The organism is Streptomyces sp. HSS9-12, assembly GCF_054963655.1.
The window spans coordinates 1-18097 of record NZ_JBUEGC010000059.1 but is presented as its reverse complement, the minus strand read 5'-3'; the positions used below and the strand labels follow the sequence as shown (position 1 = coordinate 18097).

The 18097-nt window shown below is 70.3% G+C and carries 20 protein-coding genes, 1 tRNA gene and 2 pseudogenes; 16 read left to right on the top strand and 7 right to left on the bottom strand.

Features of this window, described 5'->3' with window-relative positions; translation table 11 throughout:
* The first annotated feature begins 139 nt into the window (after positions 1-139).
* On the top strand, positions 140-1813 hold the full coding sequence (locus ACY34J_RS25210; protein WP_462728904.1) for an RDD family protein: 1674 nt from the start codon (positions 140-142) through the stop codon (positions 1811-1813).
* A gap of 68 nt (positions 1814-1881) precedes the next feature.
* Positions 1882-2511, top strand: coding sequence for an RDD family protein (locus ACY34J_RS25205; protein ID WP_462728903.1), 630 nt, complete (start codon positions 1882-1884; stop codon positions 2509-2511).
* Positions 2512-2515: 4 nt separating this feature from the next.
* Here ACY34J_RS25205 and ACY34J_RS25200 read toward each other — a convergent pair whose 3' ends face one another.
* Positions 2516-2818 carry a hypothetical protein gene (locus ACY34J_RS25200; RefSeq protein ID WP_462728902.1) on the bottom strand — a complete coding sequence of 101 codons (303 nt, stop codon included), beginning with the start codon at positions 2816-2818 and terminating at the stop codon, positions 2516-2518.
* A 515-nt stretch (positions 2819-3333) separates the two neighbouring features.
* Here ACY34J_RS25200 and ACY34J_RS25195 point away from each other — a divergent pair.
* Positions 3334-3642: pseudogene (locus ACY34J_RS25195) on the top strand (hypothetical protein); the annotation flags it as partial.
* Between the two features lie 154 nt (positions 3643-3796).
* Here ACY34J_RS25195 and ACY34J_RS25190 read toward each other — a convergent pair.
* Both ACY34J_RS25190 and ACY34J_RS25185 read right to left on the bottom strand, forming a co-directional pair.
* Positions 3797-4423, bottom strand: coding sequence for an isochorismatase family protein (locus ACY34J_RS25190; protein WP_462728901.1), 627 nt, complete (start codon positions 4421-4423; stop codon positions 3797-3799).
* A gap of 1041 nt (positions 4424-5464) precedes the next feature.
* Positions 5465-6796 (bottom strand): nicotinate phosphoribosyltransferase, encoded by a 1332-nt coding sequence (locus ACY34J_RS25185; RefSeq protein WP_462728900.1) that lies wholly within the window; start codon positions 6794-6796, stop codon positions 5465-5467.
* A gap of 94 nt (positions 6797-6890) precedes the next feature.
* On the opposite strand from ACY34J_RS25185, the gene clpS reads away from it, so the two are divergent.
* The 8 genes from clpS (at position 6891) to ACY34J_RS25145 (ending at position 13079) form a co-directional block, all read left to right on the top strand.
* Positions 6891-7202, top strand: a complete 312-nt coding sequence (gene clpS / locus ACY34J_RS25180; protein ID WP_462728899.1) for an ATP-dependent Clp protease adapter ClpS — start codon at positions 6891-6893, stop codon at positions 7200-7202.
* On the top strand, positions 7202-7795 hold the full coding sequence (locus tag ACY34J_RS25175) for a DUF2017 domain-containing protein (RefSeq protein WP_462728898.1): 594 nt from the start codon (positions 7202-7204) through the stop codon (positions 7793-7795). The genes clpS and ACY34J_RS25175 overlap by 1 nt, the downstream gene beginning before the upstream one ends.
* A 377-nt stretch (positions 7796-8172) precedes the next feature.
* Positions 8173-9624: an amino acid permease gene (locus ACY34J_RS25170; protein WP_462728897.1), complete on the top strand. Its 1452-nt coding sequence runs from the start codon at positions 8173-8175 to the stop codon at positions 9622-9624.
* A gap of 211 nt (positions 9625-9835) precedes the next feature.
* The gene (locus ACY34J_RS25165) at positions 9836-10261 is read left to right on the top strand and encodes a M67 family metallopeptidase (RefSeq protein ID WP_462728896.1); all 426 of its coding nucleotides are present in this window, start codon (positions 9836-9838) and stop codon (positions 10259-10261) included.
* Between the two features lie 106 nt (positions 10262-10367).
* The gene (locus ACY34J_RS25160; RefSeq protein ID WP_462728895.1) at positions 10368-10490 is read left to right on the top strand and encodes a putative leader peptide; all 123 of its coding nucleotides are present in this window, start codon (positions 10368-10370) and stop codon (positions 10488-10490) included.
* Positions 10491-10618: 128 nt separating this feature from the next.
* Positions 10619-10951 carry a MoaD/ThiS family protein gene (locus ACY34J_RS25155; RefSeq protein WP_462728894.1) on the top strand — a complete coding sequence of 111 codons (333 nt, stop codon included), beginning with the start codon at positions 10619-10621 and terminating at the stop codon, positions 10949-10951.
* Positions 10951-11901 carry a PLP-dependent cysteine synthase family protein gene (locus ACY34J_RS25150; RefSeq protein WP_462728893.1) on the top strand — a complete coding sequence of 317 codons (951 nt, stop codon included), beginning with the start codon at positions 10951-10953 and terminating at the stop codon, positions 11899-11901. The genes ACY34J_RS25155 and ACY34J_RS25150 overlap by 1 nt, the downstream gene beginning before the upstream one ends.
* Before the next feature lie 425 nt (positions 11902-12326).
* Complete coding sequence (locus ACY34J_RS25145) at positions 12327-13079, top strand: MBL fold metallo-hydrolase (protein WP_462728892.1); 753 nt, start codon at positions 12327-12329, stop codon at positions 13077-13079.
* Positions 13080-13089: 10 nt separating this feature from the next.
* Here the strand turns inward: ACY34J_RS25145 and ACY34J_RS25140 are convergent, their stop codons facing one another.
* Together ACY34J_RS25140 and ACY34J_RS25135 are read right to left on the bottom strand one after the other, a co-directional pair.
* Entirely contained in the window at positions 13090-13719 is a 630-nt protein-coding gene (locus ACY34J_RS25140) for a hypothetical protein (RefSeq protein WP_462728891.1), read from the bottom strand.
* A 244-nt stretch (positions 13720-13963) separates the two neighbouring features.
* Positions 13964-14092: pseudogene (locus ACY34J_RS25135) on the bottom strand (PTS transporter subunit EIIC); the annotation flags it as partial.
* A 225-nt stretch (positions 14093-14317) separates the two neighbouring features.
* Between ACY34J_RS25135 and ACY34J_RS25130 the strand changes: the two are divergent.
* The 4 genes from ACY34J_RS25130 (at position 14318) to rdgB (ending at position 16670) form a co-directional block, all read left to right on the top strand.
* A complete protein-coding gene (locus tag ACY34J_RS25130; RefSeq protein ID WP_462728890.1) occupies positions 14318-14551 on the top strand; it encodes a glucose PTS transporter subunit EIIB in 234 nt (77 codons plus the stop codon).
* A gap of 90 nt (positions 14552-14641) precedes the next feature.
* Complete coding sequence (gene rph, locus ACY34J_RS25125) at positions 14642-15379, top strand: ribonuclease PH (RefSeq protein WP_462728889.1); 738 nt, start codon at positions 14642-14644, stop codon at positions 15377-15379.
* A 93-nt stretch (positions 15380-15472) separates the two neighbouring features.
* Complete coding sequence (locus tag ACY34J_RS25120; protein ID WP_462728888.1) at positions 15473-15874, top strand: hypothetical protein; 402 nt, start codon at positions 15473-15475, stop codon at positions 15872-15874.
* A 193-nt stretch (positions 15875-16067) separates the two neighbouring features.
* A complete protein-coding gene (rdgB, locus tag ACY34J_RS25115; RefSeq protein WP_462728887.1) occupies positions 16068-16670 on the top strand; it encodes an RdgB/HAM1 family non-canonical purine NTP pyrophosphatase in 603 nt (200 codons plus the stop codon).
* 56 nt (positions 16671-16726) lie between these two features.
* Here the strand turns inward: rdgB and ACY34J_RS25110 are convergent.
* Both ACY34J_RS25110 and bcp read right to left on the bottom strand, forming a co-directional pair.
* Positions 16727-16810: transfer RNA gene (locus ACY34J_RS25110), tRNA-Leu, on the bottom strand.
* Positions 16811-17028: 218 nt separating this feature from the next.
* Positions 17029-17496, bottom strand: coding sequence for a thioredoxin-dependent thiol peroxidase (gene bcp, locus ACY34J_RS25105; protein WP_462728886.1), 468 nt, complete (start codon positions 17494-17496; stop codon positions 17029-17031).
* A gap of 184 nt (positions 17497-17680) precedes the next feature.
* Between bcp and ACY34J_RS25100 the strand changes: the two genes are divergently transcribed.
* Positions 17681-18001: a DUF3618 domain-containing protein gene (locus tag ACY34J_RS25100; protein ID WP_462728885.1), complete on the top strand. Its 321-nt coding sequence runs from the start codon at positions 17681-17683 to the stop codon at positions 17999-18001.
* Positions 18002-18097 lie beyond the last annotated feature (96 nt).

The following is an 18097-nucleotide window of genomic DNA, read 5'->3' as shown; positions in this document are numbered from 1 at the left end:
CGGCACGTACGACGCGTAGCCCGAGGACAGGTCGAGTGTCGTCGTCCGTCCCCGTTCGCGCGGCGCGCGATCAAGGGGTCCCGGCGCCGGACACGGCTGACAGGTCAAGTGTGTTGCAGGTTGATGGGAGTTGGGGACATTGGCGACCTCCAGTGGCGGCGGTCAGAATTCAGCCGGCGAGGGGTATTACCCGGACCCGAGCATCCCCGGCTACATCCGGTACTGGAACGGCGCGGCCTGGGTGCCCGGCACCAGCCGGCCCGCTCCGGCTGACGGCGAAGAGCTGCCCGGCCCGCCGCCAGGGGCCGTGACGCCCGCCGCCCCGCAGCCCGCCGCCGTGCCGCCCCCCGCAGCGGCGGCGGAGGAGACCGGCCCGATGTTCCTCGACGAAGATCCGGCGACGGACCTCGTCACCGGCTCCAGCGCCGTGCCGGACGTGCGGCCGCGCGGCGAGGTGGACGTCCGGTCCGCGGTCGTGGACTGGGACGACCCGCAGCGCCTCCACGGTTCCCGGCCCGAGCCGGCCTCCGCCTGGCAGGCGGACGCCTCGCGCCAGAGCGGCTTCGGCGGCGAACGCGACCGCCGTGTCTCCTGGGGCGCGGACCCCTCCGACGGCTCCACCGCCTCCGGCACGTCCAGCCCCGCCCTGCCTGGCCCCAGCGCACGCCCCGCCCTGGGCGCGGGCAGTGCCGCCGCGCCCGCCGACGGCGAGCGGGATGCGGCTCCGGCCTCGGGCGAGTCCGCAGCGGGCCGGGTGCCCGACGGCACCATGGCGATCCGTGCTGTGCCGCCCGGCGGAGCCCAGGGCGGGACGTCCGGTGCCGGTGGCGTGCCTCCGGCGCGGGACGGCGGTTCCGGCGATATGCCCGAGGGCGCCGGCCGCCCCGCTGACGGCACGATGACCATCCGCAGCCTGGGCCGGGGAAGCGGCTCCGCCTCCGGCGCCCGGGCAGCGGGTGGCGCTTCGGGCTCCGGGACACAGGTGCCCCCGGCCGACGGAACCATGGCGATTCGCAGCGTGCGACCCGGAACCGCGCCCGCGCCCGCGTGGCCCGACGGGTCCGTCCCCGCGCAGTCCTCTCCGGGCGCGCACGCCCAACAGCAGGCTCAGCCCCAGGCGCCCGCTGTCCCGACACCCCCGCAGAGCGTGGACGCCGGACGGCCCTCCTGGGCCCAGCAGGTGCAGGAACTCGCGCAGCCCAGCACGCCGGCCGCGGGTGGCTCGCCGGCCGACGCCGCGCAGGGCGGCGGCGCGCCCGAGGGGGTCATCCCCTGGCGGCCACCGGTCAACGACCCCTTCCTGCAGGCCGCCCAGGAGCAGGCGTCCGCCCGCCCCGCCGCGCTCGGCCGCCGCCTCGCAGCCCGGCTCATCGACACCGTGCTGTTCGGCGCGGCGGTCGGGGCGGTCGCCGTACCGTTCGGGACGCAGGCCATCGACCACATCAACGGCAAGATCGAGGACGCGAAACTGACCGGCGAGACCGTGACCGTATGGCTGCTCGACGGCACCACGGCGGGTTGTCTCGGCATCGTCCTCGCCGCCCTGCTCCTCGGCGGGATCCTCTATGACGCCCTGCCCACCGCCCGTTGGGGCCGTACGCTCGGCAAGCGCCTGTGCAAGGTCAGGGTGATGGGCATCGAGTCGCACGAGAACCCCACCTTCCGCGAGGCGACCGTCCGCTGGCTGCTCTACGGCGTGCTCGGGGTGCTGGGCGTCGGCATCCTCAATGTGCTGTGGGGTGTGTTCGACCGCCCGTGGCGCCAGTGCTGGCACGACAAGGCCGCCCGCACGTTCGTCGCCGGGGACCGCTGACCGGACCGTCCCCCGAACGGCTCGCGCCGGGCTGCGGCTTCCCTGTCCACCGGGGTCGACTGGGGTGCATGAGCACCGATCAGCCGACTCCTGGGTCCGGCGAGCCGTCGGACGACGAGCGGTTCCGGAAGGAGCCGCCGCCTCCGCCACCTCGGCCGCCCGGCGGTGGAGGCCCGTACGGGGGCGGAGGCCCGTACGGCGGTGGGTGGCCGCCCCACGGGGAGCAGTACGGAGCCGCCGATCCGCTCGCCGGGATGCCTCCGCTGGCGAACCGCGGCCGCCGGCTGGTCGCCCGCATCATCGACGGTCTGCTCATCGGCCTGCCGGTGGGTGCGCTCATGGCCCTGATCGTCGGCGGCTACAACCCCATCGAACCCGATCAATCCGGCAGAGCCGCCACCGTCCAGGGCGTCGTGATGCTGGCGTACGTCATCTACGAAGGCCTCATGCTGACCCATTACGGTCAGACCGTCGGCAAGATGCTCATGAAGATCCGCGTCGCCATGCTTGAGAACGGCGCGATCCCGGCCGGCCAGCCGGGCTGGATCCGCGCCTGCGTCTACACGCTGCCGCAGATCGTGCCGTGCTGCGGCTTCATCTTCTGGCTGGTGAACGTGCTGTTCTGCACCTGGGACAAGCCGTACCGGCAGTGCCTCCACGACAAGGCCGCGAAGACCGTGGTCGTCGCCGTCCCCTGATGTGTCAGTGCGGCAGCGAGGAGCGCTCTTCGATGCGAGGCGCGGCGGCCACATGGGCCCTCGGCCGGGGTATCCGTGTGCCGTGCCCGGTGCCGGCCCGGCTGCGGCCGCCCGTTGCGACGACCCTGGAGGCCCCGCGCGGCCGCTGCACGGTCAAGGCCACCAGGAGCCCGATCGCGAGTCCGGCAACGGCACAGACCGTGATCCCGATGCCCGAACGGGTTTGGGAGAGCAGGAGCATGGCCAGGGTGGACACGACCACGGTGGCCGTACCGTAGGCGAGCTGTGCGGCAGTCGGACGCGGCATGACGGGTTCCGTCCTTGGGACAGGTCAGGAGGCTCTACCGTCCTGTGTGCCCGAGCCCAGCTGTCGGTAAGCGTGACCTAACCCACGGCGCCGGTGCACAAGGGGCGCATGGAGTCATAAGGCTTGCGTCTGGCGTCGGTTCGCACTCGCCATGACGGTCCGGGGCCGGACGGACCGAAGCCGCCGGTCCGGAAGTACGGCGGCGAGGCCGGCCCGCGGCACAACCAGATCGCTCAGCCGGACCGCGCGAACGCTGCAGCGGGGACGTACTGGTATAAGTCCAACCCGACCGCCGGGGTGGACGTTCCTGACACCAACACCCGAATCAAGATCGTTCAGGAGTCCAGGGGATGGCTCCTCGATGATCCTCACGGTCGAGCCATCGGTGTAGCGGGCACGTCGTCGCAGGTCAGAGCGTGATCGGCCGTCGCCCTCTAGCGGGCGGCGGCCATTCACGTTTAGATGCCTTGCGAAGACCTTATTGACACCACGTCTCACGGGGGAGATTCACAGGCATGGCTGGTGGCGGATTCGTCAAGCTTCCGGGCGGCAGCGTGGTCGTCGCGCTGTCGCTGCCCCGCCCCGTCGGCGGGGGGCTCTGCGACGGGGGACCGGTACGGGTGCTCGTGCACGCCGGGAACCGTCAGCGGGCCCTGACCCGGCTGCGGAACCTGGGGCTTCGCTCGGTGTACCTGAGGGGGAACGCGGAGCCGCCGACGCCGGACGAGGTCACGGCCGTGCTGCACCACCCCGACGGCCTGGTCTGGCGTGCGTCCCTGCACGACGACACGGAGTCCTGGCACCCAATCCGCTCGCTCCTGCGGCCGCCCCGCCCGGCGCCGGAGCCGGCCGGGGACGGGCCGGTCATGGGGATGGCTCCGGCCCGGCTCGTGGAACCGGTGCTCGGCCCGACCGCGGCCCCGGTCGCACCCTGAGCAGGTACGTACACAGCTCCCGGCCGGGGAGCCTGGACCTCAGCTACTGCACCCAGCGGGCGCTGGGTGCCCTCTCGGGGGGTGTCCAGACGATCGGCTTGCCGCTGAGGTCGACGCCCGCCTCCCGGAGCTGCTCCAGCGCCAGCTCGGTCGTGTGCGGGGCGACGCCGACGGTCAGGTCGAGCGGCACATAGGTCGTGAAGCCCTCCCGTACGGCGTCCAGTGCGGTGAGCCGTACGCAGTGGTCGGTGGCGATGCCCACGACGTCGACCTCGCTCACGCCGCGTGCGCGCAGCCAGTCGGCGAGCGTGGTGCCGTTCTCGTCGGTGCCTTCGAAGCCGCTGTACGCCGCCGCATACGCGCCCTTGTCGAAGACCGCATCGATCGCCCCGGAGGCGACGGCGGGTGCGAAGTTCGGGTGGAAGCTGCTGCCCTCGGTGCCGGCCACGCAGTGGACGGGCCAGGAGTTCTCGAAGTCCGGGTTGTCCGAAAAGTGGTCGCCCGGCTCGATGTGGATGTCACGCGAGGCGACGACATGGCGGTAGCCGGCGTTCGCCTGGCCGATCAGATCGGTGATCGCTGCGGCGACGTCGGCACCGCCGGCGACCGCGAGGCTGCCCCCTTCGCAGAAGTCGTTCTGCACATCAACGACGATGAGTGCCCGGTGCATGGCGCGTGCCCTTCGGCTGTGGGGAGCGGCGTGTGGACAGTTGGCGGGATCGGCCCCGTCACCGAGGGTAGACACTCGCACGCCCTTGTGGGAGGGGGCCTTGCACTGCTACCGCCCCGCGCGCACCGCGCACGGGCGGCCGGCTTTGCGGAGGCCGAACTCGGCGGCTGCGATGGCCTATTGCTGCTCGGGGCCACACCGACTCGGCCGCCGGGCGGACGCGGTAGGGCTCCGCCGCCCGCGGCCGGCGGAGCACTGGAAGCCTGTGCCCACGCCTACCGCCGAGCGGGGGCTGTCCGCCGAGGCGCGGGCACCCTGGCTACGAGGCCTCCGGCTGCGCCCCCGGACGGTGGTGCCGACGGTCGCGATGACCTTGCGGCGCGGGCAGCACTCAATATCAGCCCGCTGTGGGGGGCGGCAGGCCCGTTGGCCGCGGCGTGGGGCCAGGCCCTCGCGACGGCGGTCGTGCGGCGAACCCGGACGGGGCCCGGTTGCGGTCGGGCGCCGGGCGCGGGGAGCCCCGCCCACCTCGGCCCGTTCGGTAGGGCGCACTCGCTGGCGACTGGATCTTTTGTGGCGGCGGGTGTCGGTGGCCGCGAGGCGGAGCGGGTCGGCCGCCGGGACGGGGCGGGGGTCGTAACGGGAGGGGTCGGGGTCGGAGGGGTGGGGGTCCTGGACGTAAAAGCGCTTTCAGGGCCGCCAGGCCCGAGAATGCGCAGTCCAGGACCCCCACCCCGGAGGCCCCGGCCCCGGCAGAACCACCGGCGCGGCGGTCGGGTGCGTGCGTCTGCCACAAGCCAGGGCCGGACGGGTCGCCCCACCGGACGGTGGCGAGTGGGCGTAGCCCGGTCACCGCCGTTGTGGCGCGGCGGGGGCCCGGCGGACGGGGCTGCGCGGTCACCGCCGTTGTGGCGCGGCGGGGGCCCGGCGGACGGGGCTGCGCGGTCGCCGCCGTTGTGGCGCGGCGGGGACCCGGCGGACGGGGCTGCGCGGTCGCCGCCGTTGTGGCGCGGCGGGGGCCCGGCGGACCGGGCCGGAGGCCTAGACGTACTCGGTCGGAATGACCGGCTCCCCGTGCGAGAGTTTCGTCGCCGACATCGGCAACTCCGTCCGGGCCGCGACGTGGCGGTCGCGCGGCGCGTCCAGTGGCTCCCGCCCCACGACCCTTCCGCCCCGTACCAGCTCCACCAGCAGTTGCCGGTCCGCCAGTTCCGGCGGGACCGCACCGGTGCCGATCACCTCCGCCTCGGCCACGCCGTCCGCGTCCAGCCGCCGCGCGGCCCACTTGCGGCCGCCGATGGACGTCTTCCCGCCCACCGCCTTCTTGGCCACCGGCTGCAGCGGCGCCCCCGGTTCGTCCGACTCGGAGCGGGCGACGAGCTTGTAGACCATCGAGCAGGTGGGGTGGCCGCTGCCGGTCACCAGTCGGGTGCCGACGCCGTAGGCGTCCACCGGAGCCGCCGCGAGTGAGGCGATCGCGTACTCGTCGAGGTCGCTGGTCACAATGATCTTGGTCTTCTTCGCGCCCAGGTCGTCGAGCTGCTGCCGCACCTTGTGGGCGAGCAGCAGCAGGTCACCGGAGTCGATGCGTACCGCGCCCAGTTCGGTCCCGGCGATCTTCACCGCCGTATCGACGGCCTCGGCGACGTCGTAGGTGTCCACCAGCAGCGTCGTGCCGCGTCCCAGCGACTCCACCTGTGCCGTGAAGGCGTCGCGCTCGCTGTCGTGCAGCAGCGTGAAGGCGTGCGCGCTGGTGCCCACGGTCGGGATGTTGTAACGGAAGCCCGCGGCCAGATCGGATGTGGAGGAGAAGCCTCCGACGTACGCGGCTCGCGAGGCGGCCACCGCGGCCAGCTCGTGGGTGCGCCGGGCGCCCATCTCGATCAGCGGCCGTGAGCCCGCCGCGACCGCCATCCGGGACGCGGCGGCGGCGACGGCCGAGTCGTGGTTGAGGATCGAGAGGATCACGGTCTCCAGCAGTACGGCCTCGCCGAAGGCGCCTTCCACCCGCAGGATCGGCGACCCGGGGAAGTAGACCTCGCCCTCGGGGTAGCCCCAGATGTCCCCTCGGAACCGGTAGTCCGCAAGCCACGTGAGCGTGGGCTCGTCCACCACGTGGCGGCTGCGCAGGAACTCCAGGATGGGCTCGTCGAAGCGGAAGTTCTCCACTGCGTCCAGCACCCGGCCCGTGCCCGCGACGACTCCGTAGCGGCGGCCCTCCGGCAGCCGCCGGGTGAACACCTCGAACACCACGCGGCGCCCGGCCGTGCCGGCGCGCAGGGCGGCTTGCAGCATCGTCAGCTCGTAGTGGTCGGTGAAGAGCGCAGTGGAGGGCACTGTGACAGGTAGGCCCAACTGGTCCGCAGTGTTCATGGCAGGAGCCTACCCCCTATCTCGTCACTCTGACGATTTCTGATCGGATCATGCGGCGGGCCCGTTTGCGCGGCGCCCGGGCCGCAGTGGCAGCATGGGACGCGTGAGCGTCGCACCCGTTGAGATCGAGCGCCCGGAGTCGAGCGAGGCACCGTCGGTGGTGCCTGAGCCCGACGTCCCCTGGGTCACGCTGGTGCACAACGACCCGGTCAACCTCATGACCTATGTCACCTACGTCTTCCAGACATACTTCGGCTACCCCAGGGACAAGGCCCACAAATTGATGCTCGACGTGCACCACAAGGGGCGCGCCGTCGTCTCCAGCGGCACCCGCGAGGAGATGGAGCGCGACGTACAGGCGATGCACGGCTTCGGCCTGTGGGCGACCCTCCAGCAGGACCGCTGATGGCAGGACACTTCGAAGCCCTCCCCGACGGCGGGGCAGCCATCGCGCTGGATGAGGTGGAGATCTCCATCCTTCGCAGCCTCGCCGTGCAGTTGCTCGAACTCGTCGGGCCCGGGGATCATCCGGTCGAGGGTGAGGACCCGCTGGCCACGCTGTTCGCCGAGGGGCCCAGCGAGCCGCCCGCCGACCCGGCGCTGGCCCGGCTCTTCCCGGATGCCTACCGCGTGCCGGGGGCGGAGGCGCAGGACGCCGAATCGCGCAGGGCCTCCGCCGAGTTCCGCCGCTACACCGAGAACGACCTGCGCGCCCGTAAGCGCGCGGACGCTCTGGCCGTCGTCCACTCGCTGGACGGGCTCACCCTGGGCGGCGACCGCGGGGCCGTGCTCAAGCTGCAGCCCGACCAGGCCCGCCAGTGGCTCGGCGCGCTCAACGACCTGCGGCTGGCCATCGGCACCCGCCTCGAGGTCACTGACGAGGACGACAACGACGACCTCTACCGGCTGCCGGACTCCGATCCGCGCAAGCCGATGGTGATGGCGTACCTCTGGCTCGGCGGGCTGCAGGAGACGCTCGTCGAGAGCCTGATTCCCTGACGATGCCCTGACGCGCCGATTCCGCCGCATGTGGCCGGATCGGAGCTTTTCGCAGCCCGTCCGGTTCATCCCGTTCATCCGGCGAACACGTTCGCTCAACGGACGCTCAATTCCGGATAACGATCGCGTGAATGAATGTGCGGCTTGTGTGCTGATTCCTGCCAAGTATCCGGATTTCTTTGTGGTGTGGCCCACAGCGGCTCGATCGATCAGCAATGCCACCGTGATAGACCTTCACGACCTGCCGCGTGTGACCCACCCCATGTCACCGCGGGAGCGCTAAGGCCGGCCGATCGTCGGCATGCAGGACTCCATCCGGGGGGATCGGGACCCGATCCGGACTGACCGGGTCGGTATGGAGAAAGGCGCATCCACTCATGACCTCAGTGCAGGTCGATCAGCAAAGCGGCGGCAGCGGAGCCGCAGGGGCGGCTCCCGAAGAGGGCTACCAGCGGGGGCTGGGCAACCGACAGATCCAGATGATCGCCATCGGTGGCGCCATCGGCACGGGCCTCTTCCTCGGCGCGGGCAAGGCCATCGCCAAGGCCGGCCCGAGCCTCATCCTCGCGTACGCCGTCGCCGGCCTGGTGATCTTCTTCATCATGCGGGCCCTTGGCGAACTGCTCATGTACCGCCCGGTCTCCGGCAGCTTCTCCGAGTACGCGCGCGAGTTCCTCGGCCCGTTCTTCGGCTTCGTCACCGGCTGGACGTACTGGCTGTTCTGGGTCGTCACCGGCATCACGGAAGTGACCGCGGCGGCCCAGTACGTGCAGTACTGGTGGAACATCCCGCAGTGGATCTCCGCCCTCGTCTTCACTGTCGCACTCTTCTTCGTCAACCTGATCTCGGTAAAGCTCTTCGGTGAGCTGGAGTTCTGGTTCTCGATGGTCAAGGTCACCGCGATCATCGGCATGATCCTCATCGGCCTCGGCGTGATCACCCTCGGCTTCTCCGACGCCGGTGACACCGCCTCCTTCAGCCACCTGTGGGCCGACGGCGGGTTCTTCCCCAAGGGCATCGGCGGCACGCTGATGACCCTGCAGATCGTGATGTTCGCCTTCCTCGCCGTCGAGCTCGTCGGCGTCACCGCCGGCGAGGCCGCAGACCCGAAGAAGACGCTCCCCAAGGCCATCAACACCGTGCCGTGGCGGATCGCCGTCTTCTACGTCGGCGCGCTCATCATCATCCTGTCCGTCGTCAGCTGGACGGTCTTCGAGCCCGGCGTCAGCCCGTTCGTCGCCGCGTTCGCCAAGATCGGCCTGCCCTTCGGCGCCGCCATCGTCAACTTCGTGGTGCTGACCGCCGCCCTGTCCTCCTGCAACTCCGGCATGTACTCCACCGGCCGCATGCTGCGCGACCTCGCGCTCAACGGCCAGGGCCCCAAGTTCTTCACCCAGCTCACGAAGAACGGCCTCCCGCTGCGCGGCACCACCGTCTCGGCGGCCCTGATGATGGTCGGTGTCTGGATCAACTACGAGTGGCCGTCGGACGCGTTCAACTACGTCGTCTCCTTCGCGACCATCTCCGGCATGTGGGCCTGGATCATGATCCTCGTCAGCCAGCTCCGCTACCGGGCGAAGGCCAACCGCGGCGAGCTGCCGGAATCCGGCTTCAAGGCCCCCGGTGCGCCGCTGACCAGCTGGTTCGCGCTGCTGTTCATCTTCATGGTCATCGCGATGATGGGCATCGACAAGGACGCGCGGGTCTCCCTGTACGCGGCCCCGGTCTGGGCCCTGATCCTCGGTGTCTCGTACCTGGTGCTCAAGGCCCGCAACCCGCAGGCCTTCGAGCGCGGTGGCTCCCCGGCCGAGGTCGAGAAGACCCACTGATTCCGGAGTCCCGCCCAGCATTCGGGCCCGCGCGTACCGCCCCTCGGTACGCGCGGGCCCGACCGCTGCCCACCGCCCTCAATGGAGCTCTTCGCGCCCGTTCGCCCTCCCCACCACCACCCTCGAAGGGCCGCTTCGCAGGCTGCTTGCCCTCCCGTCGCCCGCCACCACCCTCAACGGCGCGCTTCGCGCCCTGCTTATTCTTTTCGACATGCTGACCATCTCCCAGGAGCTCTACGACAAGATCGTGGCGCACGCCCGCGCCGACCACCCCGACGAGGCGTGCGGCGTCGTCGCGGGCCCGGTCGGATCCGGCCGCCCCGAGCGCTTCATCCCCATGCTCAACGCGGCCCGCTCGCCCACTTTCTACGAGTTCGACTCGACCGACCTGCTGAAGCTCTACCGCGAGATGGACGACCGGGACGAAGAGCCCGTCGTGATCTACCACTCGCACACCGCCACCGAGGCCTACCCGTCCCGTACGGATATCTCCTACGCCAATGAGCCCGGTGCGCACTACGTCCTGGTGTCCACCGCCGACTGCGGCAACGACGAGGGCCCCGTACAGTTCCGCTCCTTCCGCATCGTCGACGGCGAGGTCACGGAGGAGAAGGTCGAGATCGTCGCCTCGTACTGAGCTCATCCGGCTTGTCGAACGCCTCCCGGACCGAGGTGTCCACAGCGACGTCCGCATCCTGGGACTGGATCTCGGGGCGCGGACAGGGAATCGATACGATGTGCCCATGGTTGACCACGACGTGAGCGACAAGGCCCCGGGCAAGCTGCTCGTGGCGCGGCTGCACGTCGATCTGTGCCGGCTCGCCAGCGCCATGTGTCCGCGCTGCCCTGCCTGCCGTACGGCCTGATCCGCGCCGCGGCGTCTTAGGCACCCCAGCACCCCCTCCCGGCGCCCGCCCGGGAACCCACAGCCACACGCACGCCGACCGGGCAGGACGCCGCGCGTCCTCCGCCTCCATCCGACAGGAGCCCACCCATGGCCATCGAGGTCCGCATCCCGACCATCCTCCGCAGCTACACCGACGGCCAGAAGGCGGTCGAGGGCAGCGGAGCCACCCTGGAAGAGCTCTTTGCCGACCTCGAGTCGCGGTACACCGGCATCCGCGAGCGCCTGGTCGACGGCGGCGAGCTGCGCCGGTTCGTCAACGTCTACCTCAACGACGAGGACGTCCGCTTCCTGGATGGCATCAACACCAAGCTGTCGGACGGCGACAACGTCACCATCCTTCCGGCAGTGGCAGGAGGTGCCGGGGCGGAGCCCCGTCCGGCTGGGGTGGTGGCCGGGTGGCGGGCGGGAGGCATGCGCTGATGCGGTACGACAGCCCGCTGGCGGCGGTCGGCCACACCCCGCTGGTCCGCCTCCCGCACCTCTCCCCGTCCGAGGACGTCCGGATCTGGGCGAAGCTCGAGGACCGCAACCCGACCGGCTCGATCAAGGACCGCCCGGCCCTGCACATGATCGAGCAGGCAGAGAAGGACGGCCGCCTCACGCCGGGCTGCACCATCCTGGAGCCGACCTCCGGCAACACGGGCATCTCACTGGCCATGGCGGCCAAGCTCAAGGGCTACCGCATCGTCTGCGTCATGCCCGAGAACACCTCCGAGGAGCGGCGGCAGCTGCTGTCCATGTGGGGCGCGGAGATCATCTCCTCCCCGGCCGCCGGCGGATCCAACACGGCCGTACGGGTCGCCAAGGAGCTGGCCGCCGAGCACCCGGACTGGGTGATGCTCTACCAGTACGGCAACCCGGACAACGCGGGCGCGCACTACGCGACCACCGGTCCGGAGATCCTCGCGGACCTCCCGTCGATCACCCATTTCGTCGCCGGTCTGGGCACCACCGGCACGCTGATGGGCGTCGGCCGCTACCTGCGCGAGCACGTTCCCGGCGTGCAGATCGTCGCCGCCGAGCCGCGCTACGACGACCTCGTCTACGGCCTGCGCAACCTCGACGAGGGCTTCGTCCCCGAGCTGTACGACGAGTCCGTCCTGAGCACCCGCTTCTCGGTGGGCTCCGAGGACGCGGTCCGCCGCACCCGCGAACTGCTGCGGAGCGAGGGCATCTTCGCCGGCGTCTCGACCGGCGCGGCACTCCACGCCGCGATCGGCGTCGCCCGCAAGGCGGTGAAGGCGGGCGAGAGCGCGGACATCGTCTTCGTCGTCGCGGACGGCGGCTGGAAGTACCTGTCGACCGGCATCTACACCGCCGAGTCCACCGAGGAAGCGGTCGAGGCCCTGCACGGGCAGCTCTGGGCCTGACGCGCCCCACCGCAGGGGAGGCCCGCTCCGCGCCGAAGCCTGACGAGGCTCGCGGCGGGCTCCCCGTACGTCCTGGCCGGGCCGGCCGCACTCCGCGCCGGCTGTCCCGGCGCCGCGCCGGGCGCGCGCCTGTGACCACCGGATATGCCAGGGCGGTGCCCCAGCCCTGAGCAGGGGCAAGGGCAAATCTTCCGGCAGCAAGCCGGAGCAGCGGAAATATCTCTCGCCGGGAGGCCGGACAGGGGCGTCCAGGGCCGTAAACACCCCCCGTATCGGTGAAGCCACGGGTGAGTTCAACCACAACCGCGCCCGCTGGAGAAGCGACCAGCCGTTTCGCGCCTTACGCTCGACGCACCGCACGCCACTCCCGACGCCCCTCGCCCCCGGCAGGGGAACCCCAGTCCGCCAACGGAGGTTCCTGCTTTATGAAGCTCACCGTCGTCGGCTGCTCGGGGTCGTTCCCGTCCGCGGACTCGGCCTGCTCGAGCTACCTCGTCGAAGCCGACGGCTTCCGGCTGCTCCTCGACATGGGCAACGGCGCCCTGGGCGAGCTGCAGCGCCACTGCGGTCTGTACGACCTCGACGCCATCCTCCTCAGCCATCTGCACGCGGACCACTGCATCGACATGTGCGGGTACTTCGTCGCCCGCTACTACCGCCACGACGGCGGCCGCCCCGCCCCCATCCCCGTCTACGGCCCGAAGGGCACCGAGCAGCGGCTGTCCACGGCGTATGACGATGTGCCGTCCGAGAAGTCCATGAGCGAGGTCTTCGACTTCCGCACCCTGGAACCCGGCACGTTCACCCTCGGCCCGTTCACCATCCATACGGACCGGGTCTGCCACCCCGTCGAGGCGTACGGCTTCCGGATCGAGCACGGCAGCTCATCCCTCGCCTACTCCGGAGACACCGGGCCCTGCTCGGCGCTGCACAGCCTCGCCGAGGGCGTCGACCTCTTCCTGTGCGAGGCCTCCTTCACCTACGGCAAGGAGGATGTCCCCGAGCTGCACCTCAACGGCCGCGAGGCCGGCGAGCAGGCGCAGCAGGCGGGCGTCGGGCGGCTGGTGCTCACCCACATCCCGCCGTGGACCGACGCCGAGGTCAACCTGCGGGACGCGCGCGAGGTCTACGACGGGCCGGCCGAACTCGCTCGCCCGCGCGCCGTGTACGAGGTGTAGGCCGGGGCCGTCAGTGCCGGTTGCCGGGCAGGTGGTCATGCCTGCCCGACACGAACTCCTGAAATTTGATCTTGGCGTTGATCACCGGGTGCCGCCAGCGCTCCTCGCGCCGGGCGGCACGCGCCAGCCGCTTCGGCTTGTTCCGGTAGCGCCAGCGGGCCCACGGCGCATGCGGACGGCTGAGCCGGATCGCCCCGACCACCTGCAGCGGCAGGAAGAACAGCCCCAGCAGGCCCGTCCACACCTTGCCCTTGAGGAGTGTGACCACAGCCAGCGCCAGCTGGAACAGCAGGAACCCGACGAGCAGAAGCGCATGGGCCAGATCCGGGTTCGCCCGGTAGCCGGACCAGCGGATCAACTCCACCGGCCGGAAACCCAGGAGCAGCAGACCGCACAGGGCGATCGCCACAAAAACCGCGTCGACCGAGGTGCGCCCCGCTTCCTCCCAGTACACGTCGCGCAAATGAAGGATCAGCGCGAATTCGTCGAGCACCAGCGCCGAGCCCACCCCGAAGATCCCGGAGAGGGTCGATTTCGCGGCCACCGACGGATCGTCCACCATAATCAGCGAGGTTCCGCTGATCAGCATGAACACCACACCGAAAACCACGTGGTGGATATGCAGACCGCCGTGCTTCACATTCCCGGGCCACCACCGCACCCCGGCCCTGATCATGCGGACGCTGAAGCGGATGAAACCGAAACCGGCGATGAAGGAACACAGGAACACAAACAGCGGCAGCAGTCCCGGCTCGACGATTTCCCGTGCGAACCAGCTGCCTTGGGCAAGGGTTACCACGGTTACCACACCGAAACGCTAACCGACGCCCGCCCGGATTCCGTGGCGAGCGCCGGCAAGCCGCCTTCAGCGGTGTGCGCCCGGCTCAGATCTTGGTGAGGTCCTCGAGTTCCTCCTCGGGCTCGCGGCCCGGGGTGGGGAGATCGAACGTCGTGATCGCGACGCGGAAGACGACGTAGTAGACCGCGGCGAAGGCGAGCCCGATCGGGACGGTCACCGATGGCTGCCGGTGCGGAGCGCGCGGCATACTGGTGCCGCACACTGGTGTAGACCAGTAGTGCGGCGCCGCTGTGGTCCCGCTCCCGCAACCGCGAACCAGTGACCGTCACCATTCGTTGGATAGCGGTCATCCGCCTGAGGACATGGGCCAAACGTGCGTTACCGTTTCGAATCGGTCGGCATCGTCCGCCGAAGCCCCGAGACACCACAGGAGTGGGACATGGCCACCAAGGCAGAAAAGATCGTCGCCGGGCTCGGCGGACTCGAGAACATCGTCGAGATCGAAGGCTGCATCACCCGCCTCCGCACCGAAGTCGAAGACCCCGCCCTCGTCGACGAAGCCGCCCTCAAAGCGGCCGGCGCCCACGGAGTCGTCAAAATGGGCACTGCCATCCAGGTCGTCATCGGCACCGACGCCGACCCCGTCGCCGCCGACATCGAAGACATGATGTGAACCACAGCCGACGAGCTCACCCCGCGCCCGGCACCGCACCCCAACCAGCAGCGGAACGAGGCCCCACGTACAGCCGATAGGGTCATCCTCATGTCTCCCCGTATCGACGGTCGGAACCCCGACCAGCTGCGCCCCGTCACCATCGAGCGCGGATGGAGCAAGCACGCCGAGGGCTCGGTCCTCATCTCCTTCGGCGACACCAAGGTCTTCTGCACCGCCAGCGTCACCGAAGGCGTACCGCGCTGGCGCAAGGGGAGCGGTGAAGGCTGGGTCACGGCCGAATATGCCATGCTGCCCCGCTCCACCAACACCCGCGGCGACCGCGAATCCGTACGTGGCAAGATCGGCGGCCGCACCCACGAGATCTCCCGCCTCATCGGCCGCTCACTGCGCGCCGTCATCGACTACAAGGCACTCGGCGAGAACACCATCGTCCTCGACTGCGATGTCCTCCAGGCCGACGGCGGCACCCGCACCGCCGCCATCACCGGCGCCTACGTCGCCCTCGCCGACGCCGTCGCCTGGGCACGGAAGCAAAAGCTCATCAAGGCCAGCCGCAAGCCGCTCACCGGCACCGTCGCGGCCGTCAGCGTCGGCATCGTCGACGGCGTCCCCCTCCTCGACCTCTGCTACGAGGAAGACGTGCGCGCCGAAACCGACATGAACGTCGTCTGCACCGGGGCCGGCCACTTCGTCGAAGTCCAAGGCACAGCAGAAGGCATGCCCTTCGACCGCGGCCAGCTCAACGGACTCCTCGATCTCGCCGTCGCGGGCTGCGCTCAGCTCGACTCCGCCCAGCGCGAAGCCCTCGCCACGCCGCTCCACTAGGCAACCGCGGGACGTCCCGCACGCGTTCTTACACGTACGCCCTTACACGTACGTACGCCCGCACCGCACGCACCCACCTGGGGAGGACCCGCCATGAACCTGCGCCGGAACCCGCGCCGCCGAAACACCGTCCTGGCCGCCGCGGCCGCCGTAGCCATAGCCGTACCGATCACCGCCGGCTGCGGCGCGATCGACAAGGCGATGGACTGCGCCCAGACCGCCGTCGCGATCTCCGACAGCGTGCAAGACCTCCAGCAGGCCCTCGACGGCGCGACCGACAACCCCGCACAGGCGCAGAAGGCCCTCGATGCGATCGACGAAAACCTCAAGGAAATCAGCGACAAGACGGACAACGCGGACGTCAGTAAGGCCGTTGACGACCTCAACACCGGCGTGAAGAACGCCCGCGAGGCCATCAACCAGGGCAAGAACCCGGACATCACGCCGGTGACCGAAGCCGCCTCGGAGCTGACGAAGGTCTGCTCCCCGGGCTAGTGCCGCGTCAGCCAGGGTTTGCCCCGCTCGCCGCCCTGGCACGGCCATCTGCTGCGTTGCCGATCGACCGAGTAGGCCCACTACGAGGCCGATCCGGCGCCTTGCAGCTGACCGCACCAGGTCACCTCGCTACCGGGCAAACCCTGGCTGACGCGGCACTAGCGGGCGCGGTCCGGCGGGGATAATCGGCGCCATGCAGCGCTTGATCCTCGCCACCCGCAACGCCAACAAGATCACCGAGCTTCGCGACATCCTGGCCGAGGCCGGCCTCGACGTGGAACTCGTCGGCGCCGACGCCTACCCCGACATCCCCGACGTCAAGGAGACGGGCGTCACCTTCGCCGAGAACGCCCTGCTCAAGGCCCACGCCATCGCCCGCGCCACCGGCCACCCGGCCGTCGCGGACGACTCCGGCCTGTGCGTGGACGTCCTCGGCGGCGCCCCCGGAATCTTCTCCGCCCGCTGGTCCGGACGGCACGGCGACGACAAGGCCAACCTCGAGCTGCTCCTGGCCCAACTCACCGACGTCGCCGACGAACACCGCGGCGCCCACTTCGCCTGTGCGGCGGCACTGGCCCTTCCCGACGGCACGGAACGCGTGGTCGAAGGCCGCCTGCGGGGAACCCTGCGGCACACCCCGTCGGGCACGGGCGGCTTCGGGTACGACCCGATCCTCCAGCCGGAGGGCGATACCCGCACCTGCGCGGAACTGACCCCCCAGGAAAAGAACGCGATCAGCCACCGCGGCCAGGCCTTCCGGGCTCTGGCCCCGGTGGTCCGCGACCTGCTGGGGTGAGCAACGCCGAAGGCCCGCCCCGGGCCACCGCGGGCGGGTCTTCGATTTCCAGTGCGTGCGGCCGAAGGGATTCGAACCCTCAAGCCCTTGCGGGCCACAGGACCTAAACCTGCTGCGTCAACCTGCTGCGCCACGGCCGCGTTGGGTCATTCTACTTGGCTGCTGCGTTGATGAGCGATGCCGCCCTGTCACGTCATGCAGGCGTCGACGGTTCCTGCCTCGGTAGGTTCGCGGCGTCGCGGGGTTCGACGCCCGAATACCGCATGACATCACCCCGGGTTCGTGCACTGCTGGGCAGCCTCTTCGAGTATTTCTCTGGTGTACGCGCGGGGTTGTGGCAGTCGGCAGGGGGCGCTGCTCAGATCGCCAGGTCCTTGATCAGTTTGGCGACGTGGCCCGTGGCCTTCACGTTGTAGAGAGCGCGTTCGACCTTGCCCTGTTCGTCGACGATCACCGTCGACCGGATGACCCCGGTGACCGTCTTGCCGTACATCGTCTTCTCGCCGAAGGCGCCGTACGCCTCCAGGATCTTCTTCTCGGGGTCGCCGACCAGCGTGACCTTCAGGCTCTCCTTCTCGCGGAACTTCGCGAGCTTCTCCGGCTTGTCCGGCGAGATGCCGACCACGTCGTAGCCCGCCCCGGCCAGCAGGCCCAGGTTGTCGGTGAAGTCGCAGGCCTGCTTGGTGCAGCCCGGCGTCATGGCGGCCGGGTAGAAGTAGACGATGACCTTGCGGCCGGCGTAGTCGGCGAGCGAGATCTGCTTGCCGTCCGCGTCGGGCAGGGTGAAGGCGGGGGCGGTGTCGCCCGGCTGCAGTCGCTCGCTCATGGGTCGGCTCTCCTCCGGGGGGCTCTTACGCGTTCCTCTTACGGGTACCAGGCGGTCCCCGTGCACGGTCGTTACGGAGAGCCTACGGGAGAGTTGCACCCGGAAATGGGGGTGCCGTGGGGCGTGGCCCCGTCCAGGCTGACAGACTGTCCATTACGGACGGGTCGAGGACGGAGGCAGCACGGTGGCGGAGGACAGGACCCCGGCGCAGATCGAGGCGGACATCGCCCGGAGGCGCCAGGATCTCGCCGTGACGCTCGACGAGATCGCGGTGCGAATGCACCCGAAGACGATCGTCGACGACGCGAAGGCGAGGGTCGCCGGGACGGTGGACCGTACGGCCGGCCGGGCGTACGTGGCGGTGAACCGCGCCGTGTCCGGGCTGCGCTCCACGCTGGTCTCCGAGGAAGGGTCGCCGCGGCTGGAGCGAATCGTCCCGGTCGCCCTGGTCGCCGTCGCCGTAGTGGGCCTGCTGGCCGTCTCCTCCCGCCGCCGCCGCGGCTAGTGCCGCTTCAGCCAGGGTTTGCCCCGCTCGCGGCCCTGGCACGGCCATCTGCTGCGTTGCCCGATCGACCGAGTAGGCCCACTACGAGGCCGATCC

Coding starts and splice junctions, on each gene's coding strand:
- rdgB (WP_462728887.1), top strand. CDS start 16,068: ATGCAGCGCTTGATCCTCGCCACCCGCAACGCCAACAAGATCACCGAG.
- bcp (WP_462728886.1), bottom strand. CDS start 17,496: ATGAGCGAGCGACTGCAGCCGGGCGACACCGCCCCCGCCTTCACCCTG.
- clpS (WP_462728899.1), top strand. CDS start 6,891: ATGGGACGCGTGAGCGTCGCACCCGTTGAGATCGAGCGCCCGGAGTCG.
- ACY34J_RS25165 (WP_462728896.1), top strand. CDS start 9,836: ATGCTGACCATCTCCCAGGAGCTCTACGACAAGATCGTGGCGCACGCC.
- ACY34J_RS25160 (WP_462728895.1), top strand. CDS start 10,368: ATGGTTGACCACGACGTGAGCGACAAGGCCCCGGGCAAGCTGCTCGTG.
- ACY34J_RS25120 (WP_462728888.1), top strand. CDS start 15,473: ATGAACCTGCGCCGGAACCCGCGCCGCCGAAACACCGTCCTGGCCGCC.
- ACY34J_RS25155 (WP_462728894.1), top strand. CDS start 10,619: ATGGCCATCGAGGTCCGCATCCCGACCATCCTCCGCAGCTACACCGAC.
- ACY34J_RS25190 (WP_462728901.1), bottom strand. CDS start 4,423: ATGCACCGGGCACTCATCGTCGTTGATGTGCAGAACGACTTCTGCGAA.
- ACY34J_RS25205 (WP_462728903.1), top strand. CDS start 1,882: ATGAGCACCGATCAGCCGACTCCTGGGTCCGGCGAGCCGTCGGACGAC.
- rph (WP_462728889.1), top strand. CDS start 14,642: ATGTCTCCCCGTATCGACGGTCGGAACCCCGACCAGCTGCGCCCCGTC.
- ACY34J_RS25185 (WP_462728900.1), bottom strand. CDS start 6,796: ATGAACACTGCGGACCAGTTGGGCCTACCTGTCACAGTGCCCTCCACT.
- ACY34J_RS25130 (WP_462728890.1), top strand. CDS start 14,318: ATGGCCACCAAGGCAGAAAAGATCGTCGCCGGGCTCGGCGGACTCGAG.
- ACY34J_RS25170 (WP_462728897.1), top strand. CDS start 8,173: ATGACCTCAGTGCAGGTCGATCAGCAAAGCGGCGGCAGCGGAGCCGCA.
- ACY34J_RS25150 (WP_462728893.1), top strand. CDS start 10,951: ATGCGGTACGACAGCCCGCTGGCGGCGGTCGGCCACACCCCGCTGGTC.
- ACY34J_RS25200 (WP_462728902.1), bottom strand. CDS start 2,818: ATGCCGCGTCCGACTGCCGCACAGCTCGCCTACGGTACGGCCACCGTG.
- ACY34J_RS25175 (WP_462728898.1), top strand. CDS start 7,202: ATGGCAGGACACTTCGAAGCCCTCCCCGACGGCGGGGCAGCCATCGCG.
- ACY34J_RS25145 (WP_462728892.1), top strand. CDS start 12,327: ATGAAGCTCACCGTCGTCGGCTGCTCGGGGTCGTTCCCGTCCGCGGAC.